The sequence below is a fragment of the Klebsiella sp. 54 genome (assembly GCF_018223875.1).
Taxonomy (GTDB): Bacteria; Pseudomonadota; Gammaproteobacteria; order Enterobacterales; family Enterobacteriaceae; genus Klebsiella; species Klebsiella quasipneumoniae.
Genome location: NZ_JAGRRA010000007.1, coordinates 205,503 through 222,409, shown reverse-complemented (window position 1 = coordinate 222,409; position 16,907 = coordinate 205,503). Strand labels below are relative to the sequence as shown.

15 protein-coding genes, 2 tRNA genes and 2 pseudogenes are annotated in these 16,907 nt (G+C 58.9%); 10 read left to right on the top strand and 9 right to left on the bottom strand.

Going from position 1 to position 16,907, the window contains the following annotated elements; all coding sequences use genetic code 11:
- Positions 1 to 4: 4 nt before the first annotated feature.
- A complete protein-coding gene (locus tag KHQ24_RS17745) occupies positions 5 to 1,915 on the top strand; it encodes a putative bifunctional diguanylate cyclase/phosphodiesterase (protein WP_017899687.1) in 1,911 nt (636 codons plus the stop codon).
- Here the strand turns inward: KHQ24_RS17745 and KHQ24_RS24580 are convergent.
- A pseudogene (locus KHQ24_RS24580) lies at positions 1,886 to 2,140 on the bottom strand (hypothetical protein). The gene KHQ24_RS17745 and the pseudogene KHQ24_RS24580 sit on opposite strands and share 30 nt — an antisense overlap.
- Here KHQ24_RS24580 and KHQ24_RS17740 point away from each other — a divergent pair.
- On the top strand, positions 2,139 to 2,471 hold the full coding sequence (locus KHQ24_RS17740) for a DUF1971 domain-containing protein (protein WP_004203524.1): 333 nt from the start codon (positions 2,139 to 2,141) through the stop codon (positions 2,469 to 2,471). The pseudogene KHQ24_RS24580 and the gene KHQ24_RS17740 sit on opposite strands and share 2 nt — an antisense overlap.
- Positions 2,472 to 2,475: 4 nt before the next feature.
- Positions 2,476 to 2,811, top strand: a complete 336-nt coding sequence (locus KHQ24_RS17735; protein WP_108450975.1) for a DUF1869 domain-containing protein — start codon at positions 2,476 to 2,478, stop codon at positions 2,809 to 2,811.
- 5 nt (positions 2,812 to 2,816) lie between these two features.
- Here the strand turns inward: KHQ24_RS17735 and KHQ24_RS17730 are convergent, their stop codons facing one another.
- Entirely contained in the window at positions 2,817 to 3,731 is a 915-nt protein-coding gene (locus tag KHQ24_RS17730; RefSeq protein WP_211777376.1) for a LysR substrate-binding domain-containing protein, read from the bottom strand.
- Positions 3,732 to 3,862: 131 nt separating this feature from the next.
- Here KHQ24_RS17730 and KHQ24_RS17725 point away from each other — a divergent pair, with 131 nt between their 5' ends.
- The 3 genes from KHQ24_RS17725 to KHQ24_RS17715 all read left to right on the top strand — a co-directional run bounded on the left by KHQ24_RS17725 (position 3,863) and on the right by KHQ24_RS17715 (position 6,644).
- Positions 3,863 to 4,438, top strand: a complete 576-nt coding sequence (locus tag KHQ24_RS17725) for a hypothetical protein (protein ID WP_017899684.1) — start codon at positions 3,863 to 3,865, stop codon at positions 4,436 to 4,438.
- Positions 4,439 to 4,630: 192 nt separating this feature from the next.
- Positions 4,631 to 5,467, top strand: coding sequence for an alpha/beta fold hydrolase (locus tag KHQ24_RS17720; protein ID WP_004203515.1), 837 nt, complete (start codon positions 4,631 to 4,633; stop codon positions 5,465 to 5,467).
- A gap of 205 nt (positions 5,468 to 5,672) precedes the next feature.
- Entirely contained in the window at positions 5,673 to 6,644 is a 972-nt protein-coding gene (locus KHQ24_RS17715) for a sensor domain-containing diguanylate cyclase (RefSeq protein ID WP_004203513.1), read from the top strand.
- Here KHQ24_RS17715 and KHQ24_RS17710 read toward each other — a convergent pair.
- Positions 6,641 to 7,744, bottom strand: coding sequence for an AarF/UbiB family protein (locus tag KHQ24_RS17710; protein WP_117246586.1), 1,104 nt, complete (start codon positions 7,742 to 7,744; stop codon positions 6,641 to 6,643). The two genes, KHQ24_RS17715 and KHQ24_RS17710, sit on opposite strands and share 4 nt — an antisense overlap.
- Before the next feature lie 281 nt (positions 7,745 to 8,025).
- Positions 8,026 to 8,101: transfer RNA gene (locus tag KHQ24_RS17705), tRNA-Asn, on the bottom strand.
- 5 nt (positions 8,102 to 8,106) lie between these two features.
- On the opposite strand from KHQ24_RS17705, the gene KHQ24_RS24575 reads away from it, so the two are divergent.
- The 3 genes from KHQ24_RS24575 to KHQ24_RS17695 all read left to right on the top strand — a co-directional run bounded on the left by KHQ24_RS24575 (position 8,107) and on the right by KHQ24_RS17695 (position 9,933).
- Positions 8,107 to 8,286, top strand: a complete 180-nt coding sequence (locus KHQ24_RS24575; protein ID WP_219633510.1) for a DUF5951 family protein — start codon at positions 8,107 to 8,109, stop codon at positions 8,284 to 8,286.
- 8 nt (positions 8,287 to 8,294) lie between these two features.
- On the top strand, positions 8,295 to 9,731 hold the full coding sequence (locus tag KHQ24_RS17700; RefSeq protein WP_004203508.1) for an EmmdR/YeeO family multidrug/toxin efflux MATE transporter: 1,437 nt from the start codon (positions 8,295 to 8,297) through the stop codon (positions 9,729 to 9,731).
- A gap of 126 nt (positions 9,732 to 9,857) precedes the next feature.
- Positions 9,858 to 9,933, top strand: a tRNA-Asn gene (locus KHQ24_RS17695).
- 168 nt (positions 9,934 to 10,101) lie between these two features.
- On the opposite strand, the gene KHQ24_RS17690 is transcribed toward KHQ24_RS17695, so the two are convergent.
- Positions 10,102 to 11,556 carry an AMP nucleosidase gene (locus KHQ24_RS17690; RefSeq protein WP_004203506.1) on the bottom strand — a complete coding sequence of 485 codons (1,455 nt, stop codon included), beginning with the start codon at positions 11,554 to 11,556 and terminating at the stop codon, positions 10,102 to 10,104.
- 129 nt (positions 11,557 to 11,685) lie between these two features.
- The gene (gene pmrD, locus KHQ24_RS17685; RefSeq protein WP_023318654.1) at positions 11,686 to 11,931 is read right to left on the bottom strand and encodes a signal transduction protein PmrD; all 246 of its coding nucleotides are present in this window, start codon (positions 11,929 to 11,931) and stop codon (positions 11,686 to 11,688) included.
- A 270-nt stretch (positions 11,932 to 12,201) separates the two neighbouring features.
- Here pmrD and KHQ24_RS17680 point away from each other — a divergent pair, with 270 nt between their 5' ends.
- The gene (locus tag KHQ24_RS17680) at positions 12,202 to 13,824 is read left to right on the top strand and encodes an alpha/beta hydrolase (protein ID WP_211777375.1); all 1,623 of its coding nucleotides are present in this window, start codon (positions 12,202 to 12,204) and stop codon (positions 13,822 to 13,824) included.
- On the opposite strand, the gene KHQ24_RS17675 is transcribed toward KHQ24_RS17680, so the two are convergent.
- The 3 genes and pseudogenes from KHQ24_RS17675 to KHQ24_RS17665 all read right to left on the bottom strand — a co-directional run bounded on the left by KHQ24_RS17675 (position 13,735) and on the right by KHQ24_RS17665 (position 16,464).
- Entirely contained in the window at positions 13,735 to 14,667 is a 933-nt protein-coding gene (locus KHQ24_RS17675) for a nucleoside recognition domain-containing protein (RefSeq protein WP_004203502.1), read from the bottom strand. The two genes, KHQ24_RS17680 and KHQ24_RS17675, sit on opposite strands and share 90 nt — an antisense overlap.
- 118 nt (positions 14,668 to 14,785) lie before the next feature.
- On the bottom strand, positions 14,786 to 15,700 hold the full coding sequence (locus tag KHQ24_RS17670; RefSeq protein ID WP_227506520.1) for an MDR family oxidoreductase: 915 nt from the start codon (positions 15,698 to 15,700) through the stop codon (positions 14,786 to 14,788).
- Positions 15,639 to 16,464, bottom strand: a pseudogene (locus KHQ24_RS17665) (TetR/AcrR family transcriptional regulator). Before KHQ24_RS17665 ends, KHQ24_RS17670 begins: the two are co-directional and overlap by 62 nt.
- Positions 16,465 to 16,907 lie beyond the last annotated feature (443 nt).

The following is a 16,907-nucleotide window of genomic DNA, read 5'->3' as shown; positions in this document are numbered from 1 at the left end:
GATCTTGAATCGAATACTCACGGCTATTATTTTGTCGTTGTTTATTGTTACTGGATATATTACTTATCTGGTGCATGAGCGACAAAGTGAGTTGCAAAAATTTACCCGCTATACGGACTCGTGGTCAATGTCGCAGATGGTATCGGAATATATGCGACTGGAGTCTCGTCTGGCGGGCATGGCGATTGGGGCCGAAGGGGCGGACCACGATGAGGTGCGCCTGCGCCTCGAGATCATGATGAGCCAGATCGAACTTCTGCAGCAGGGCGATCTGGGTCGCTTTATTAATAAAAGCGAACAGCGGAAGGCGGTGGTCGCCACGCTGATCCGCAATCTTCATTTGCTTGATAAACAAGTTGACACCATGACGCCGGCACAGGTTAAAGCGATCCTGCCGGTGTTAAGCGAGCTGGATGGTCCCCTGACCTCAATGGCGGCCGCCACGCTGACGCAAGATATTAATATCGTTAATATCACCCATGATAAAATTCAGCATCTCTATTATATCTACTCGGTGATCTCCATTTTGCTGATCGCCATGTGTATTACCCTCGGGCTGCTGATGCTGCGGCAGAATAATAATCTGCGGCGCGCCCACGTTCGTATGAAAACCCTGGCCAACGATCTGCAGGTCTCGAAAGAGAAACTGCAGGTGCAGAACCGTCGTCTGCAGTACGACGCCTACCATGATTCGCTGACCGGTATGCCAAACCGTCTCTCTTTCTGGCAGCGTCTGCAGGAGATCGTCAATCAGGTGCGTCCCTATAACGGATGCGCCGTGGTGATGCTTTTTGACCTCGACAGCTTTAAGGATGTAAACGATACCCTCGGCCATGACGCCGGCGATAAGCTGCTGCAGGATCTGGCCAGCCGCCTCTCTTTTTTCCGTAAAACCTCTGAGACGCTGTATCGCCTCGGCGGCGATGAGTTCGCGATGCTCTCTTACGATCTGACCGAAGAGATGGCCCTCGAGCGGGCCAATGTTATCCGGGAGAAGATCAGCCAGCCCTATCAGATCTACGATGCGCAGATTAATATCGACGCCTGCATCGGGATCGTGATCTCTGATGGCGAAAGCCGGACCGATTATCTGTACAAGTGCGCCGACCTCGCGCTGTATGAGGCGAAAAAAGAGGGCAGCGGCCATGTACAAATCTTCCGGCCGGGGATGCTGCAGCGTCTGCAGGAGAATAAATCGTTTGAAGACGATCTGCTGCAGGCCCTGTCCCATGACGAATTCAAAGTCTACTACCAGCCGATCGCCGATACCGTCACGCGCGAAATCTACGGCTACGAAGCGCTGGTTCGCTGGTTCCATCCGGTGCGCGGCGCCGTGCCGCCGACGGTGTTTATCCCGGTGGCAGAGAAAATCGGCCTTATCAATGCCCTCGGCGAGTGGGTGCTGAAAACCGCCTGTGCCGAAGCGGCCAGCTGGGCGACGCCGCTCAAGGTCTCGGTCAACGTTTCGCCGATTCAGCTGATGAACACCTCGCTGACCGACACCATTATCAGCGTATTGCAGCAGACTGGCCTCGACCCGCGACGGTTGGATCTGGAGATCACCGAGTCGGACGTGTTCAATGAGAACACCCGTTCGCTGGAAATTCTCAGCCAGCTGCGAGAGCAGGGCATTCAAATCTCCATCGATGACTTCGGTACCGGCTATTCTTCGTTGTCACGTTTAAGCTACTTCCCGTTCGACAAAATCAAAATCGACCGCTCGTTTGTTATTAATATTCCGGAGCAAAAAGACGATCTGGATATCGTGCGCCTGATTATCAGCATGGGAAAGAGCCTGCATATGCGTATTGTGGCTGAAGGCGTGGAGACCGAAGAGCAGTTGGCCTCGCTACAGGCGCTGGGCTGCGACCTGGTGCAGGGCTATTTAATCGGCAAACCGAGTCCGCTGCGCTAATTTAAATGTAAACGGCTTAACATAATTATTGCGGGGCGATTTCAGGACACTGTAATCGCCTTTTTTATTTTATCAAAGCGTTAATCCCTGAGGGGTATAAAAAGGAGTAGAGGTAAAATTCACCAGCAAAATAATATCCTTCCCCTTTGAAAGAGGTATATGATATGCATCATATCGATTATTTCTGACCGTATCCTGTGCGACGGTAAAGTGAGGCGCAATCATGCAGCGAATTATTATTCCCACCCATTACGTTCATACCCGCAGCACGCCGCTGTGGACAAAGGAGACCGCGCCGGCTTCTATCTGGCGCCGCCATCTGGACGCTGGCACCCGCCAGGGGGTCTATCCCCGGCTGTCGGTGATGCAGGGGGCGATCCGCTATCTCGGCTATGCCGATGAGAGCAGCCCCGAGCCGGTTGAAACCCTGACCATTGAAGCCGGCCAGTTTGGCGTTTTTCCGCCGGAAAAATGGCACTGCATTGAGGCCCTGTCGGAGGACACGGTATTTAATGTCGACTTCTATGTTGATCCGAATATTCTCATCGAGGGCTAAAAGCATGAACAGTGAAAATAAAGGTTATACCTTAGCGGTAGAGAATGGCCGCCTTCAGCGGAAACAAGAAAAAATATTCCTCAAACCGATGGCATTGTATATTCCGCAGCAGGCGGTGGAGGCCGTTCATGGGCTGCTGAGCGATCTGCCGGACGACAATTTAGAGGGGGAGTTTGTGCTGACGGTCACCAATAACAATAACGGCGTCTCGGTCGATAAAAGCTTTTCCTCGCTGGCGGCGCTGTGCGACCCGCTCGCCGCGGCCGATGCAGTGAAGGAGCTGATCAATATCGTCCGCGGCTATGAGTCCGACGAAGAGACTAACGTTTGCGGCTGGTAAGGCCGTTATCCCGCTGCCGCCTGGCCGCTGTCGCCCGAGGCCATTTTACCCACCAGCCACTCCCGCAGCGCGATAATATCCCCCCGCTGCGCTGCCGCCTCGGTGGTGACCAGGTAGTAGCTGGCGCCCGGTAACGCGCTGCTGAATGGCGCGGATAACACTCCGCGCTGCAGCAGATCCCGCGCCAGCAGTTCGCTGGCGATCACCGCCCCCTGGCCAGCCACCGCCGCCTGCAGGGCATGGGTTTCATCGCTAAAAGTTAACCCCGCGTCAATATTCAGCGTCGGCGGTCCATAGCGGCGACGCCAGTTCTCCCAGCTCGGCGAATCCGCCGGTACGTGCCGGTTGGCGACGTGAAATAGCGTCACTTGCGCCAGATCGTCAGGCCGACTGAGGGCCAGCGTCGGGCTGGCGACCACGATAAAGCGATCCTCATGCAGCAGCGTACAGCACAGATCCGGCTCGGGCGATTCGCGATAGCGAATCGCGGCGTCCACCGTGCCCAGATGCAGATCCACCCGTTCGACGCTGGTGTGCAGACGCAGGTCGATAGCCGGAAAGCGGGCGGTGAAGTCCGCCAGCCGTGGCACCAGCCAGTGGGTGAGAAAATTGGAGGTGGTGGTGACGGTTAAGGATGGCGGCTGGCGGGCCTGGGCAATCTGCACAACGGCCTGCTCCAGGGCGCTGAAGGCGCGCTGGGTGGCGGCGTAGAGGATCTCGCCGTCGGCGGTCAGGCTGACGCCCTGCGCGCTGCGCTCGCAGACCCGGCACTCCAGGACTGATTCCAGCAGTTTAATCTGATGGCTGACCGCCGTCGCGCTGACGCCGAGCGCCCCGGCGGCCAGTTTAAAACTACGCTGGCGGGCGACGGCGTGGAAGGCGCGCAGGGCGCCCAGCGGCGGCAGGCGGGGTGTTCTCATGGCTGAGTTTTTCTCATCTATGGCTGAAAACTATGCGTTTGTGTGTCCCTGTATAGTGGCGATAGGCTACGGGCATGTAAAGACGATGACATGAGTTATTTTCATGTCGTTTGCGGTGTCAGGAGCTGAATATGCACGTTTTACACCACCATGCCGCCGCGGACGCGGCGGGAACCATCGACCCGCGCGGCCGCGCCATCGCTCTCAGCGTGGTCTTCGCCGCCGGGGCCTTGCTGTTAATCATGGCCCCCGTTATCGGGGCGAGCGGCACGCTGGGTCTGCTGGCGCTCCTGAGCGCGGCCTTCGGCGCCGGATGGGGATTCGCGCGCGCGCAGCCCAGGCTCTATCGGGCGCCCCTGGCGGCGACGCGCTGGGCTTTCCTGCTGTCGGCGGCCGGCTGGCTGCTGGCGCTGGTGGCGTGGTATGGCGGCCAGGCCTGGCCGGCGCTGCTCCCCGGCGTGACGTTCGGCAGCGCGGGGGCGGCTGTCGCCTGGCGCGTTGCCGCGGGACGGGCGGCACTGTCGGGTAGCCGCGTCAGCGGCGCCACGGCGCTGAGCGTGGCTGTCGCCATCGCGGCGACGCTGCTGACCTGGCACACCGCCGGGGCAGGACGCGGCGGCGTGTGCTTTGCCTTCGCCGTGCTGCTGGACTGGGCGCTGCTCGGCGCGCTGATTGTGCGGATCCGTCAGCAGGAGAGTGCGGCGTAGCCGCTGGCGCTTGCTGGGCTTGAGCGAGCCGATCAAGCGAGACGGGATAAGTCGTCCGGCGGGGTGATAAATTTCTTCTACACTGTTACTGGCATCACATTCCTGCGCGGCTGGCATCTCAGCCGGCCGCCGTCGGCATTCAGCCCAGGCACGGGCCTGCAGGCTGGTTATCCTGAGAGAGGAGTCTGTAACATGGCATTTGTCACCACCCAAGACGGCGTCAATATTTACTTCAAAGACTGGGGTCCAAAGGAAGCTCAGCCGATTGTTTTCCATCACGGCTGGCCGTTAAGCGCCGACGACTGGGATAACCAGATGTTGTTTTTCCTTGCCGAAGGTTTTCGGGTCATCGCTATCGACCGCCGGGGCCATGGCCGCTCCGATCAGGTCAGCGAGGGGCATGATATGGACCATTATGCGGCAGACGTCTCGGCGGTAGTGGAGCATCTGGATCTGCACAATGCGGTCCATGTTGGACACTCTACCGGCGGTGGCCAGGTCGCCCGCTACGTGGCCCGCTACGGTCAGCCGCAGGGGCGGGTGGCGAAGGCGGTGCTCATCAGCGCCGTCCCGCCCCTGATGGTTAAGACCGAACAGAATCCTGGCGGCACGCCGATCGAGGTGTTTGACGGTTTCCGCAAAGCGCTGGCGGCTAACCGCGCCCAGTTCTATCTCGACGTCGCCTCTGGCCCGTTCTATGGCTTCAATCGTGACGGGGCGGAGGTGTCGCAGGGGACGATCCAGAACTGGTGGCGACAGGGGATGATCGGTAGCGCCAAAGCCCATTATGAAGGCATCAAGGCGTTTTCAGAAACCGACCAGACCGAAGATCTTAAGTCGATTACGCTGCCGGTGCTGGTTATGCAGGGGGATGACGATCAGGTCGTTCCCTATAAAAATGCCGCTATCCTGCAGGACCAGCTGCTGCCCAACAGCCAGCTGATCATTTATCCTGGCTTCCCGCACGGGATGCACACTTCTCACGCCGATACCATCAACGCCGACCTGCTGGCGTTTATCCGCGCCTGATCTTCCCTTTCGCCGGGCGGAAAGCCGTCAATGGCCTTCCGCCAGCGCCCTGGCCGCCAGTCGCCGGGGCGCGCCGGTTGACGAGCAGGGGAAATCTGCTTAACTCATGGGATACCTGACGACTATTTTTCCCCTGGCAGGATAAAACACCGGGTTTCCAGCGGGAATCCCGGTGGAATTCTGCGCAAGAGACAAGAGAGAGACAATGAAATTAGCCGGACTTCATCCCGACGAGCAGCGTCGCCTGCAATCGCTTCGCTCTTCCGGGCTGTTGAATAGCGGAAAAGAAGAACGCTTTGATCGCCTGACCAGGCTTGCCCGTTCGCTGTATAACCTGCCGGTGGCCTCCATCAGCCTGGTAGGGGAAGATCTGCTGCACATCAAATCCTGTGCCGGTCTGGATGTGGACACGGTGCCGAGAGATATTTCATTTTGCGCCCATACCATTTTGCAAACCGACCCGCTTATCGTTAACGACATGCAGCAGGACGAGCGTTTTCACGACAATCCGCTGGTGATTCAGGCGCCGTTTATCCGCTTTTACGCCGGGTACCCGGTTCAGCTGCCGGATGGCGCGACGGTGGGGTCTTTTTGTCTGATGGACCATCAGCCGCGTTCGTTCTCCGCGCATGAAATACAGATCTTAAGCGATCTGGCGGCGATCGTGGAGGATGAGTTCAAGGTGCTGGATGCGGCAACCTCCGATGAGCTGACGGGACTGTTTAACCGCCGGGGATTCCTCACCCTCGCCGAGTATGCCCTGCTGACGGCCCAGCGCCGCCATGAGCCGGTGAGCCTGGCGTTTGTCGACCTCGATCGCTTTAAGCACATCAACGATACCTGGGGGCATGAAGAGGGCGATCGCGCGCTGATCGCCATCGCCGATTTGATGAAAAGCGCCTTCCGTGAATCCGATATCCTCGCCAGGCAGGGAGGCGATGAGTTTATTATTCTGTTCGCCAATACCAGCCGCCACGATGCCGCGGCGGCAATGGAGACGCTCAGCCACAACGTAGCGCGTTTCAATCAACAGGCGGCTCACCCCTGGCAGCTGGCGTTCTCCTGGGGCTGCGTCGAGTACGATCCCGCCAGCCATCCCAGTCTCAACGCGCTGGTGGCCACCGCCGACCGCCTGATGTATCAGGCGAAGCAGAAACAGGGGCGCGAACGCCGTTAATCCTTTGCCGCGGCGGCATTGAGCAGGTACTGCTGCGCCTGCTGCCGCTTCTGCGCATAGTCACCGAGCAGCGCCTGCTGCGATTTCCCAGCGTTGTCGTAAAACAGGCCGCCTTCGTCGGCGATAAAGCGATAATGCTGTTCCAGCTGGCCTATCACCCAGTCGATACGTTGCAGGGTGAGCAAGGTGCAGGACTGGCCATGCAGGTCGTCTTCAATATCCAGCACATGGGAGCGGAAGGCTTCCAGGGCGAACAAGCGGCGCAGCGCGGCAGGGTCAGCCAGCGCCGTCTCCCAGCGCGTCGTTATCTGCTGAAAATGAGCCTGCACCTGCGGGGCTGCCCGCCGGGCGCGAAGCCAGACCAGCTTGCGCCGGTAGCTTTCGACGGCCAGCCGCTTCATCTCGCGATACTGCGCCAGCTGCTGTTCGGCATCGGGCACCCGGGTCATCAGCCAGCTAAAAAAGAAACGGGTCTCAAAGCGCTCGACAAAGTGAAACAGGGGATCGGCCAGACCGTTGCTGTTGAATTCTCTCAGCGGGTCGAAGGGATACATATAGCCAAAATCGAACAGCCACAGCTGCTCCTCCCGGTCCACCAACAGGTTCCCGCTACAGAGATCCCACTCCATCAGTCCCTGCTCCTCGCAGGCTTCCAGCGTGGTGAACAGCTGGGCGATCAGCGGCGGGGTCAGCTGGTGAATCGGCTCGCCATCGATCCAGGGGGAGAGCAGGATGCCGAGGCGATAATCGGCATACAGCGTTGGGACGATGTGGGTGAAGCGCGGTGCGGTATTCGGGTCATCCTTCAGCCGTTGCAACGCCTGTCGGCGCTGTACCTCATTCAAAAACGACAGCTGGCCGTTAAGATTGGCAACGCCGGCGACGGCGCGTCGTTTCTTTAAATTATACTCCTTGCCGGCGATGCGCAGCCGGTAAACCTCGCCGGTCAGACCCGAACCGTATACCTGCGCCACATAGGGGGAATCCGGACCCAGCGCGGCGAGGGTCTCCGGCGGCAGTGGACAGTGGTTGACGTCGCCGACGATAAGCGGCTGACCGCTGCGGTCAAACGCCTGCTGCTGCTGTTGTCTGAGGTTCATGGCGCCTCCTTATAAGACATGGGACAGAGTGATTCATTCACGCTATCTCACCCGCAAGCGTCAGCAAAATCATCCTACCGCCGGGCGCTTTTTCAGGCTGAGCGGCGGCGTGTTCATGGAGGATACCTGGGGCGTAGGGCGGCGGTAGCGAAAGGCAAGCGTCTGAAACGCATACCTGTCGCCGTTGTCAATGAGGTGCTTGCCGGGCTGGATTCGATTCTGCGTTAAGGCCAGAGACGCAGAAAAGCAAAAAGCCTGCTCGAAAGCAGGCTTCTTAAATGTGGCTCCTCTGACTGGACTCGAACCAGTGACATACGGATTAACAGTCCGCCGTTCTACCGACTGAACTACAGAGGAATCGTGTGGAGTCGTATCTTAGCGGCGAAAAATCTTTTGTCAAACATCAATTCGTCCGTTCAGGTGCAACTGCCGCTTCCATCAACAATTTGTTGTCATTTCCGACAATTATTACGGAAAAATACTTTGCAGGATATCCATTTCTCGATCATCATTTGAAATGTTGTTTCAACATCTCTCACTAAGGTCTCTCTTGAACGTCACCTCCGCCGTACGCCAGGCAGTCGAACGGACATCCTGGTTTAAAAAACGTCAGCGTTATCGTGTGCTGTACTGGCGCGAAATCAGCCCCCTCGCTGTGCCCATTCTGCTGGAAAATGCCTGCGTATTGTTGATGGGGGTGTTGAGCACCTTCCTTGTCAGCTGGCTGGGAAAAGAGGCCATGGCCGGGGTGGGTCTGGCCGATAGCTTTAACATGGTGATCATGTCGTTCTTTGCCGCCATCGATCTGGGTACCACGGTGGTGGTGGCCTTTAGCCTCGGCAAGCGAGATCGGCGGCGGGCGAGAGCGGCCGCGCGCCAGTCGCTGGCCATTATGACCCTGTTTTCCATTGTGCTGGCGGGGGTGATCCACGCCTTTGGTCAGGAAATTATTAATTTTGTCGCCGGCGATGCCACCCCCCAGGTCAAGGACCTGGCGCTGACCTATCTCGAGCTGACGGTGCTGAGCTATCCGGCGGCGGCGATTGCGCTGATCGGCAGCGGGGCGCTGCGCGGGGCCGGTACCACTAAAATCCCGCTGTTGATCAACGGCGGGATGAACATCCTCAATATCCTAATCAGCAGCGTGCTCATCTATGGCCTCTTCTCCTGGCCGGGGCTGGGCTTTGTCGGCGCCGGTCTCGGGCTGACCATTGCCCGCTATATTGGCGCCATCGCCACTATCTGGGTGCTGATGGTGGGCCTCAATCCCGCGCTGCGGCTGTCGCTGAAAGGCTACTTCAAACCCTTTAACTTCGCCATTATCTGGGAGGTGATGGGGATCGGCATCCCGGCCAGTATCGAATCGGTTCTCTTCAATGGCGGTAAGCTGCTGACCCAGATGTTCGTCGCCGGGATGGGCACCAACGTTATCGCCGGCAACTTCATTGCTTTTTCGGTGGCGTCGCTGATTAACCTGCCGGGCAACGCCCTCGGCTCCGCCTCGACGATCATCACCGGCAAGCGGCTGGGGAAAGGGCAGATTGGTCAGGCGGAATTCCAGGCCTGGCATGTGTTCTGGCTGTCGACCATTATTCTGACGCTGATTGCCTGGGGCAGCGCCCCGTTCGCGGGCTTTATCGCCTCTTTCTATACCCATGAAGAGGATGTAAAAGAGGTGGTGAAGCAGCTGCTGTGGCTCAACGCCCTGTTTATGCCGATCTGGTCGCTGTCGTGGACTTTACCCTGCGCCTTTAAAGGCGCCCGTGACGTACGCTATACCATGTGGGTGTCGATGCTCGGCATGTGGGGCTGCCGGGTGGTGGCGGGCTATACGCTGGGCATCGTGCTGGGGATGGGGGTGATCGGCGTCTGGTTAGGGATGGTGCTCGACTGGGCCGTGCGCGGCGTGCTGTTTTACTTCCGCATGGTGAGCGGTCGCTGGCTGTGGAAGTACCCGCGGGTGAAGGCCTCAACGCCGGAAACCTGATCCGTTTGCCGGATAAACGCCATTTTTTGCGCAAAGTGAGGAATAATTCGGCAAACGATTCATTTTATTAAAAACAGGCTTTACAGCGTACGGCGTCATCGTTAATATTCGCCCCGTTCACACGATTCCTCTGTAGTTCAGTCGGTAGAACGGCGGACTGTTAATCCGTATGTCACTGGTTCGAGTCCAGTCAGAGGAGCCAAATTTAAAAAAGCCTGCTTTCGAGCAGGCTTTTTGCTTTTCTGTCTGCCTGTTTCCTTGCGGACGAAAAAACCGGAGTCACCGCCGGGACGTTTGTTTCGCTCACCCGAGCGCTGACGCTCCCCAGCGGGGAACGCCAGCGTTTTCCTCTTTATTCCCACGTCACCGGTTAGCGGAACGGCGGTTCGTTGAAGGTGCGTAGCTTACGCGAGTGCATGTGATCCCCCTCGGCGCGCAGCAGGTCGATAGCCCGGATGCCGATCTGCAGATGCTCAGAGATGGCCCCCTCATAGAAGCGGTTGGCCTGACCGGGGAGCTTGATCTCACCGTGCAGCGGCTTGTCCGAGACGCAAAGCAGCGTGCCGTAGGGGACGCGAAAGCGATAGCCCTGGGCGGCGATGGTCGCGCTCTCCATATCGATAGCCACCGCGCGGCTGAGGTTAAAGCGCAGCGCGGAAGCGGAATAGCGCAGCTCCCAGTTACGGTCGTCGGTGGTGACCACCGTCCCGGTACGCAGCCGCTGCTTCACCTCCTCGCCCGGCATCCCGCTCACCTGCTTGGTGGCGTCGTACAGGGCGCGCTGCACTTCGGCAATGCTGGGGATTGGAATATCCGGCGGCAGCACCGCATCCAGTACATGGTCGTCGCGCAGATAGGCGTGGGCCAGCACATAGTCGCCGATGGCCTGGCTTTCGCGCAGGCCGCCGCAGTGGCCGATCATCAGCCAGACATCCGGGCGCAGCACCGCCAGGTGGTCGCAGATGGTTTTGGCGTTAGCCGGGCCGACGCCAATATTAATCAGCGTGATCCCTTTGCCGTCGTGGGTGATCAGATGCCAGGCCGGCATCTGGTGCTTCTTCCACGCCAGATCGGAAATGGCCTGCTCCGGCGCTTCGGTTTCGGCGGTGATCCAGATCCCGCCGGCGCAGGAGAGAGCGATATAGGGGCTGTCGGGATCGAGGATCTGGCTGCAGCCCCAGCTGACGAACTCATCCACGTAGCGGGTATAGTTGGTGAACAGCACGTAGGGCTGGAAGTGTTCCGCCGGCGTGCCGGTATAGTGCCGCAGACGCGCCAGCGAAAAATCGACGCGGCGGGCGTCAAAGTGCGACAGCGGATAGAACTCGGTAGGATGGAACAGGCCGTCTGCGGTCTCATCGCCAATCTGCGACAGCTCGGTGGTAGGGAAATAGCGCGTCAGACCGGCGCTCATCGAGCGGTCGAGTGTCAGGGTGGAACCATCTATCACGTAAGGATAGGGGATCTCATGCTGCGACAGCTCGACGCTGATATGCGCGCCATAGTCCTGATACAGCAGGGTCAGCTGTTCCAGCAAATAGTGGCGGAACAGTTTCGGATTGGTGATGGTGGTGGTATAGCACCCTGCATGGGTGAAACGTCCCCAGGCGCGCGTTTTGAGGGCTTTATGATCGGCGCCGTCCCAGGAGACCGAGAGCTGCGGATAGACAAAAAGACCTTCCGCGCGGGCTTCGGTATCGGGGAGCGTATTATGGTCGATATAGTCGCCGATGGCTTTGCGTAATGCCGTGACCGAGGCTTCATAGCGCGCTTCCAGCTCGGCAAGCGCTTGTTCCGGGGTCAGACTGGCGGCCTTGTTATTCATGATTCGCTCCTTGTTTCAGGTCTGCTGACATTCCCGATAGTATGTCACAGCGTGAAAAGGGCGAAGGGGAATTTATCTGTCAGATGCGAAGAGACCCAGATCATCTCTGGCAAAGGGGTCGGACCCGATTTATTTGCCGGCGTTTGCCCAGCGCTCACTGCTATAATGGGTTGCTTTGAGGATCTTCAACGTCTGTGTCGGGTTATTATTCAGACAATAACGCGCATCGGCCAGCGGAGTAAGTTTATCGCCTTCCTGCAGGTCAAGGCGACAGGCTTCAATTTCAGCAATCATCGCTAATGTACCGCTCTGAAGCACGACGCAGCAGGGGCTGGTCATTGAATTTTTTCTCACTTTTTTTACCCACCACTCCATCTATATCTTCCTGTCCTGATCACATCCCTGCCGATAATTCATGTTTCCTGAAGGCCTGACAATAAGATTATCCCCTTGGTTTATACAGTGTTTAAAAATAGGCGACCTAACGTTGATCTCAGCGGTAGGCTTTTTTTCGCTGAACATGAATGATCTGCCGGGTTTAATTTGCCGGAGCCGATGACTATGCTGAGAAGCAGACAGTGAAAATAGCCTGTCAGGAATAGGGCAGCTGAGTTCGGCTATGCGAAAAATAATAGAGAGAGCGTCATGAAGCATCTTTTACGCCACTGGCGAACGTCAGGCGCCGTTATTGGCTCACTGTTAAAAAAAGGGATCGTTGCGGTGCTGGCGCTGCTGGTGGTGTTTCTCGCCGGACGGATCTATGAGTCCCAGCGCGGCCCCGCGCTGCATCGCTGGCATACCTGGCATGGCAACGAGATGACGGCCAAAGAGATCGACCAGGCGACCTTTGCCCAGTATCTGGCGCGGGAGAAAACGATTTTCGCCGATCTTCAGCGTGAGGTGACAGAGGCCTTGCCGGAAGAAGATAAAACCCCAGTCAACCGCTTTTATCGCCACAGCCGGGTCTGGCCGGGACAGTTTACGCAGGACTGGAACCGCTCTTTTGTACTATTGCCGCAGGGCAAACCGCGCGGCAGCGTGGTGCTGCTCCATGGCCTGACCGATTCGCCCTACAGCGTGCGCTATCTGGCGCAACTCTGGCGGCAGCGGGGTTATGTGGCGGTGGCGCCGCGTTTGCCGGGCCATGGCACCGCGCCGGGGGCGTTAACCGCCGTTGACTGGGAGACCTGGCTGGCGGCAACGCGTCTGGCGGTGCGCGAAGCGACGCGCCTGGCCGGGGCGGACGTGCCGCTGCATCTGGTCGGCTACTCTAACGGCGGCGCGCTGGCGCTCAAGTATGCCCTCGATAGCCTGGAGGACAGCCATTTACGCCAGCCGCAGCAGATTATCCTGCTGTCGCCGATGATCGGCGTGACGGCGTTTGCCCGTTTTGCCGGTCTCGCCGGGCTGCCGTCCATCTTCCCGGCGTTTGCCCGCGCGGCCTGGCTAAACGTGGCGCCTGAATTTAATCCGTTCAAGTACAACTCTTTTCCGGTAAAAGCGGCGAGACAGTCCTGGCTGTTAAGCCAGGCGCTGCAGCAGCAGATTATTCGTGCGTCCCGTCAGGGGGAGCTGAAAGCGCTGCCGCCAGTCCTCACCTTTCAGTCGGTGATGGATTCCACCGTCAGCACCCGGGCGGTGGTGGAGTCCCTGTATCGCTACCTGCCGGACAACGGCAGTGAGCTGGTGGTGTTCGACATAAACCAGGCGGCGGATCTCCGTGTCCTGTTCCGTCCCGCGCTCTATGCGGCGGTGAATACGCTGCTGCCGCCGGCGCCGAGGGCCTATACCACCACGGTGGTGACCAACGCGACGGCGCACACGCTGCAGACCGTCGCCCGCACTACGCTGGCCCAGGAACGGGAAGAGCATCGTTATCCTCTACACCTTGCCTGGCCGGCGGATATGTACTCCCTGTCGCATGTGGCGGTGCCGTTTCCCCTGAGCGACTCGCTGTATGGCCGCGAGCCGGACGAGAAGAACCGCTACGGCATTAGCCTGGGCACCATTTCACTGCGTGGAGAAACCGGAACGCTGAGCGTGGGGCTGGAGACGTTAATGCGCGTCACCTCTAATCCTTTCTTTCCATGGATGCTGGCGCGTATCGATGAGCATATCGCCTGCGGCGAGCAGGCGGCGGTGGTGGCCTGCCTGAAGGCGCAGGCCAGCGCGCAGGCGTTAAAAGAGGCTCAGGTGCAGGACGGTGCGCAGCAGAATGCCGACGATCGCCGCGGGAACCACGAAGCGAAACAGGCGGACAAACCGTGAGCTGATGCCGAGGAAAATACCGATTCCGGGCAGATCGAAAGTCTGGATCAGCAGGCCTGCCGAGGCGTTGACCTGGCTGACGGTGACTTTGCCCTGCTGGATCAGCTCGGAAATGACGCCAAAGTAAGCGGTGCCTCCGGCGACGCACTTCACCAGCGCCGGCAGCACAAAGTTCTGCGGAATGTGCAGCCAGCCGAGCACCGGTTTCAGCAACTGCTGCAGCAGGTCGATGGCGCCAGCGCCCTGCAGCAGTCCGACGATGGTTAACGACAGGATCAGCATCGGCACCGCGCCGAGCGCCAGGCGGATGGCGTCGGAGCCGGCGCTATTGATCACCGCCAGAATGCCCTGACTGTTCTGCTCGGCGTTGGGCAGCGCTTCCGCGCGAGGATTCTCGGCGACCGATAAGCGCCGTCCGGTGACGTGCCAGGCGACTGCCGCCGCGCACAGGCCGCCGACCACTGAGATAACGATCGAGGCCAGCCAGTGGAGGCCGAAAGGGGTGAGGGGATAGAAGACGTTGCCTTGCCCCATGGCGAAGACCATGGCCAGCGTGGCGGCCATTTGCCGGTCAGAAACGCCGCGTTTGTCCATAATGGACAGCGTGGCCAGCGGGGCGGCGAAGCTGACAAAGTTAATCTGGATCAGGGCGAAGGCGCTCATTCCGGTTAAGCCGAAGGGCTTCAGCAATGGCGCAACCCAGCGCACAATCACATCGAGGATGCCGCGGACCTCCAGATATTTCATGATAATCAGCATGATCACCATTATCGGCAACAGCGTATACAGCGCGACGTCAACGGACGATTTGCCCGCCGCCATAATGATGCTTATGACATCCATTTACGTTCTTTACCACTCGCAAAGCCATTCGTTCGCGTCATCATAATCCCGTGGGGAAGGAAATGATATGTCAGGATCGCCCCGGGGACCGGCGCCATGGGGCGCCGGGAGGAGAGAATTACTGGCCGATGTTGACCAGCGTGCGGCCATGAATATTGTTGCTGAGGAAATCTGCGGCATACGCTGGCGCCTGCTCCAGCGTGATTTCGGTGGCTGCCTGCTGGTAGTAGCCCTCCGGCAGCAGCTGGGCCAGACGCTGCCAGACCGCGTCGCGTTCTGCGGTGGGCACCATCACCGAATCCACCCCCTGCAGACGCACATTGCGCAGAATAAACGGCATTACGGTGGTCGGCAGATCGAAGCCCCCGGCCAGACCGCAGGCGGCGACGCAGCCGCGATATTGCGTTTGCGCCAGCACTTTAGCCAGCATCGTGCCGCCAACGGTATCCACCGCGCCCGCCCACAGCTGTTTCTCCAGCGGGCGGGTCTCTGCGAAGTCGCTGCGCGGCAGGATGGCGTCGGCGCCGAGCTGGCGAAGGTAATCGTGCGTCGACTCGCGGCCCGATACGGCTGTCACCCGGTAGCCGAGCGCTTTCAGCAGTACCACGGCGGTGCTGCCGACCCCGCCGCTGGCGCCGGTGACCAGGATATCACCGCTTTCCGGGGTGATGCCCGCACTGACGAGGGCATCGACGCACAGCATTGCGGTAAAGCCGGCGGTGCCGATGATCATTGCCTGGCGCGCGCTGAGTGCCTCCGGCAGGGCAACCAGCCAGTCGCCTTTGACACAGGCCTCGGTGGCCAGACCGCCCCAGTGGTTTTCGCCCACGCCCCAGCCGGTGAGGATCACGGCCTGGCCGGGAACAAAGCGCGGATCGCGGCTTTCACTTACCCTGCCGGCAAAATCAATCCCCGGCACCATCGGGAACTGGCGGATGATTTTGCCTTTGCCGGTGATCGCCAGGGCATCTTTATAGTTGAGACTCGACCAGTCGATGGCGACCTGCACGTCGCCTTCGGCAAGGGCGGGCAGGTCAATCGCTTTGACGGCGGCCACGGTGCGGTTGTCAATCTGGTCCAGAACTAATGCTTTCATGACTGAGTATTCCTCGTCTGAAGGGAGTTATCGGCGCTATCGCCGTCCTGTGCAGGTGTTATTGTCATCATATTGTGCGCAAAGAAATCCCAGTACTGGTTAAGGGGAGCGGCGGACTGGACCAGTCTGGCGCGCATCACCGCGCCTTCCCAGCCGATCCAGAACACCTGGGCCAGCGCCTCCGGTGAGGTGTCGCTGGCGATCGCCCCGGCAGCCTGCGCCTCGTGCAGGCAGCGGGCCACGCGCGCCTCCCATGCCGCCAGGATGGCCTGCAACCGCTGGGTAAATGCCTCGGGCAACAGCGGAGCTTCCTGCAGCAGGTTGCCTACCAGACAGCCGCGACGAAACTGGTATTTCTCCATTCCCTGACCGGCATCTCGCACGAAGGCCGCCATCCGTTCCAGCGGCGGCACGGCGTCGTCCAGCAGGAATTTATCTAATTTATGCGCAAAGTAGTCGCCATAGGCGGCAAGCACGGCGAGGCCAAAGGCCTCCTTGCTTTTGAAACAGTGGTAAAACGACCCCTTTGGCACGGCGATATTCTTGATTACTGCATCAATCCCCGCCGCGAGATAGCCCGTTTCGGTCAGCACCTCCAGGCCCGAGCGAATCAGCGCCTGGCGGGTGTCGACAAACTGCCGATTGGCCTTTGGCGGTCGGCCGCGGCGGGGCTTCATGTTGGCGGAGATAGCGGGATTCATCATTTAGACCGTGTGGTTTAATTTTTTGTCAGGGTACCCCCAATCCTGGTATCGGGCAAGCAATGTATGGCAGCGAAGGGCGGGATTTCGAGGCATTCGGCTTATGAAAGGCAATGCGGATTATCAATAATGGCTAATGCATGGATATCGGGCCGTTACGACAGAGAATATCAATCCGCTGAGGCTATTCCGCTGACCATATATCTCTCTGGTCGCCACGGAATGATAAGGATGAATGGTAGAGATTATATTGCCGGGCTGACGATGATTTGCAGACCATAGCGGATTGACAATGCTGGCATGATAAAACACATTGTCCCCCCTGAACGGGCGCCGGTTGCCACCTCAGTTTAAATAAACACGCCGCCAGACAGGAAAGCCTGTCCTTTATTATCGGCGTCTGGATAAATAACCCGCCGCTGAAACCACACCTGCGAAAAAGG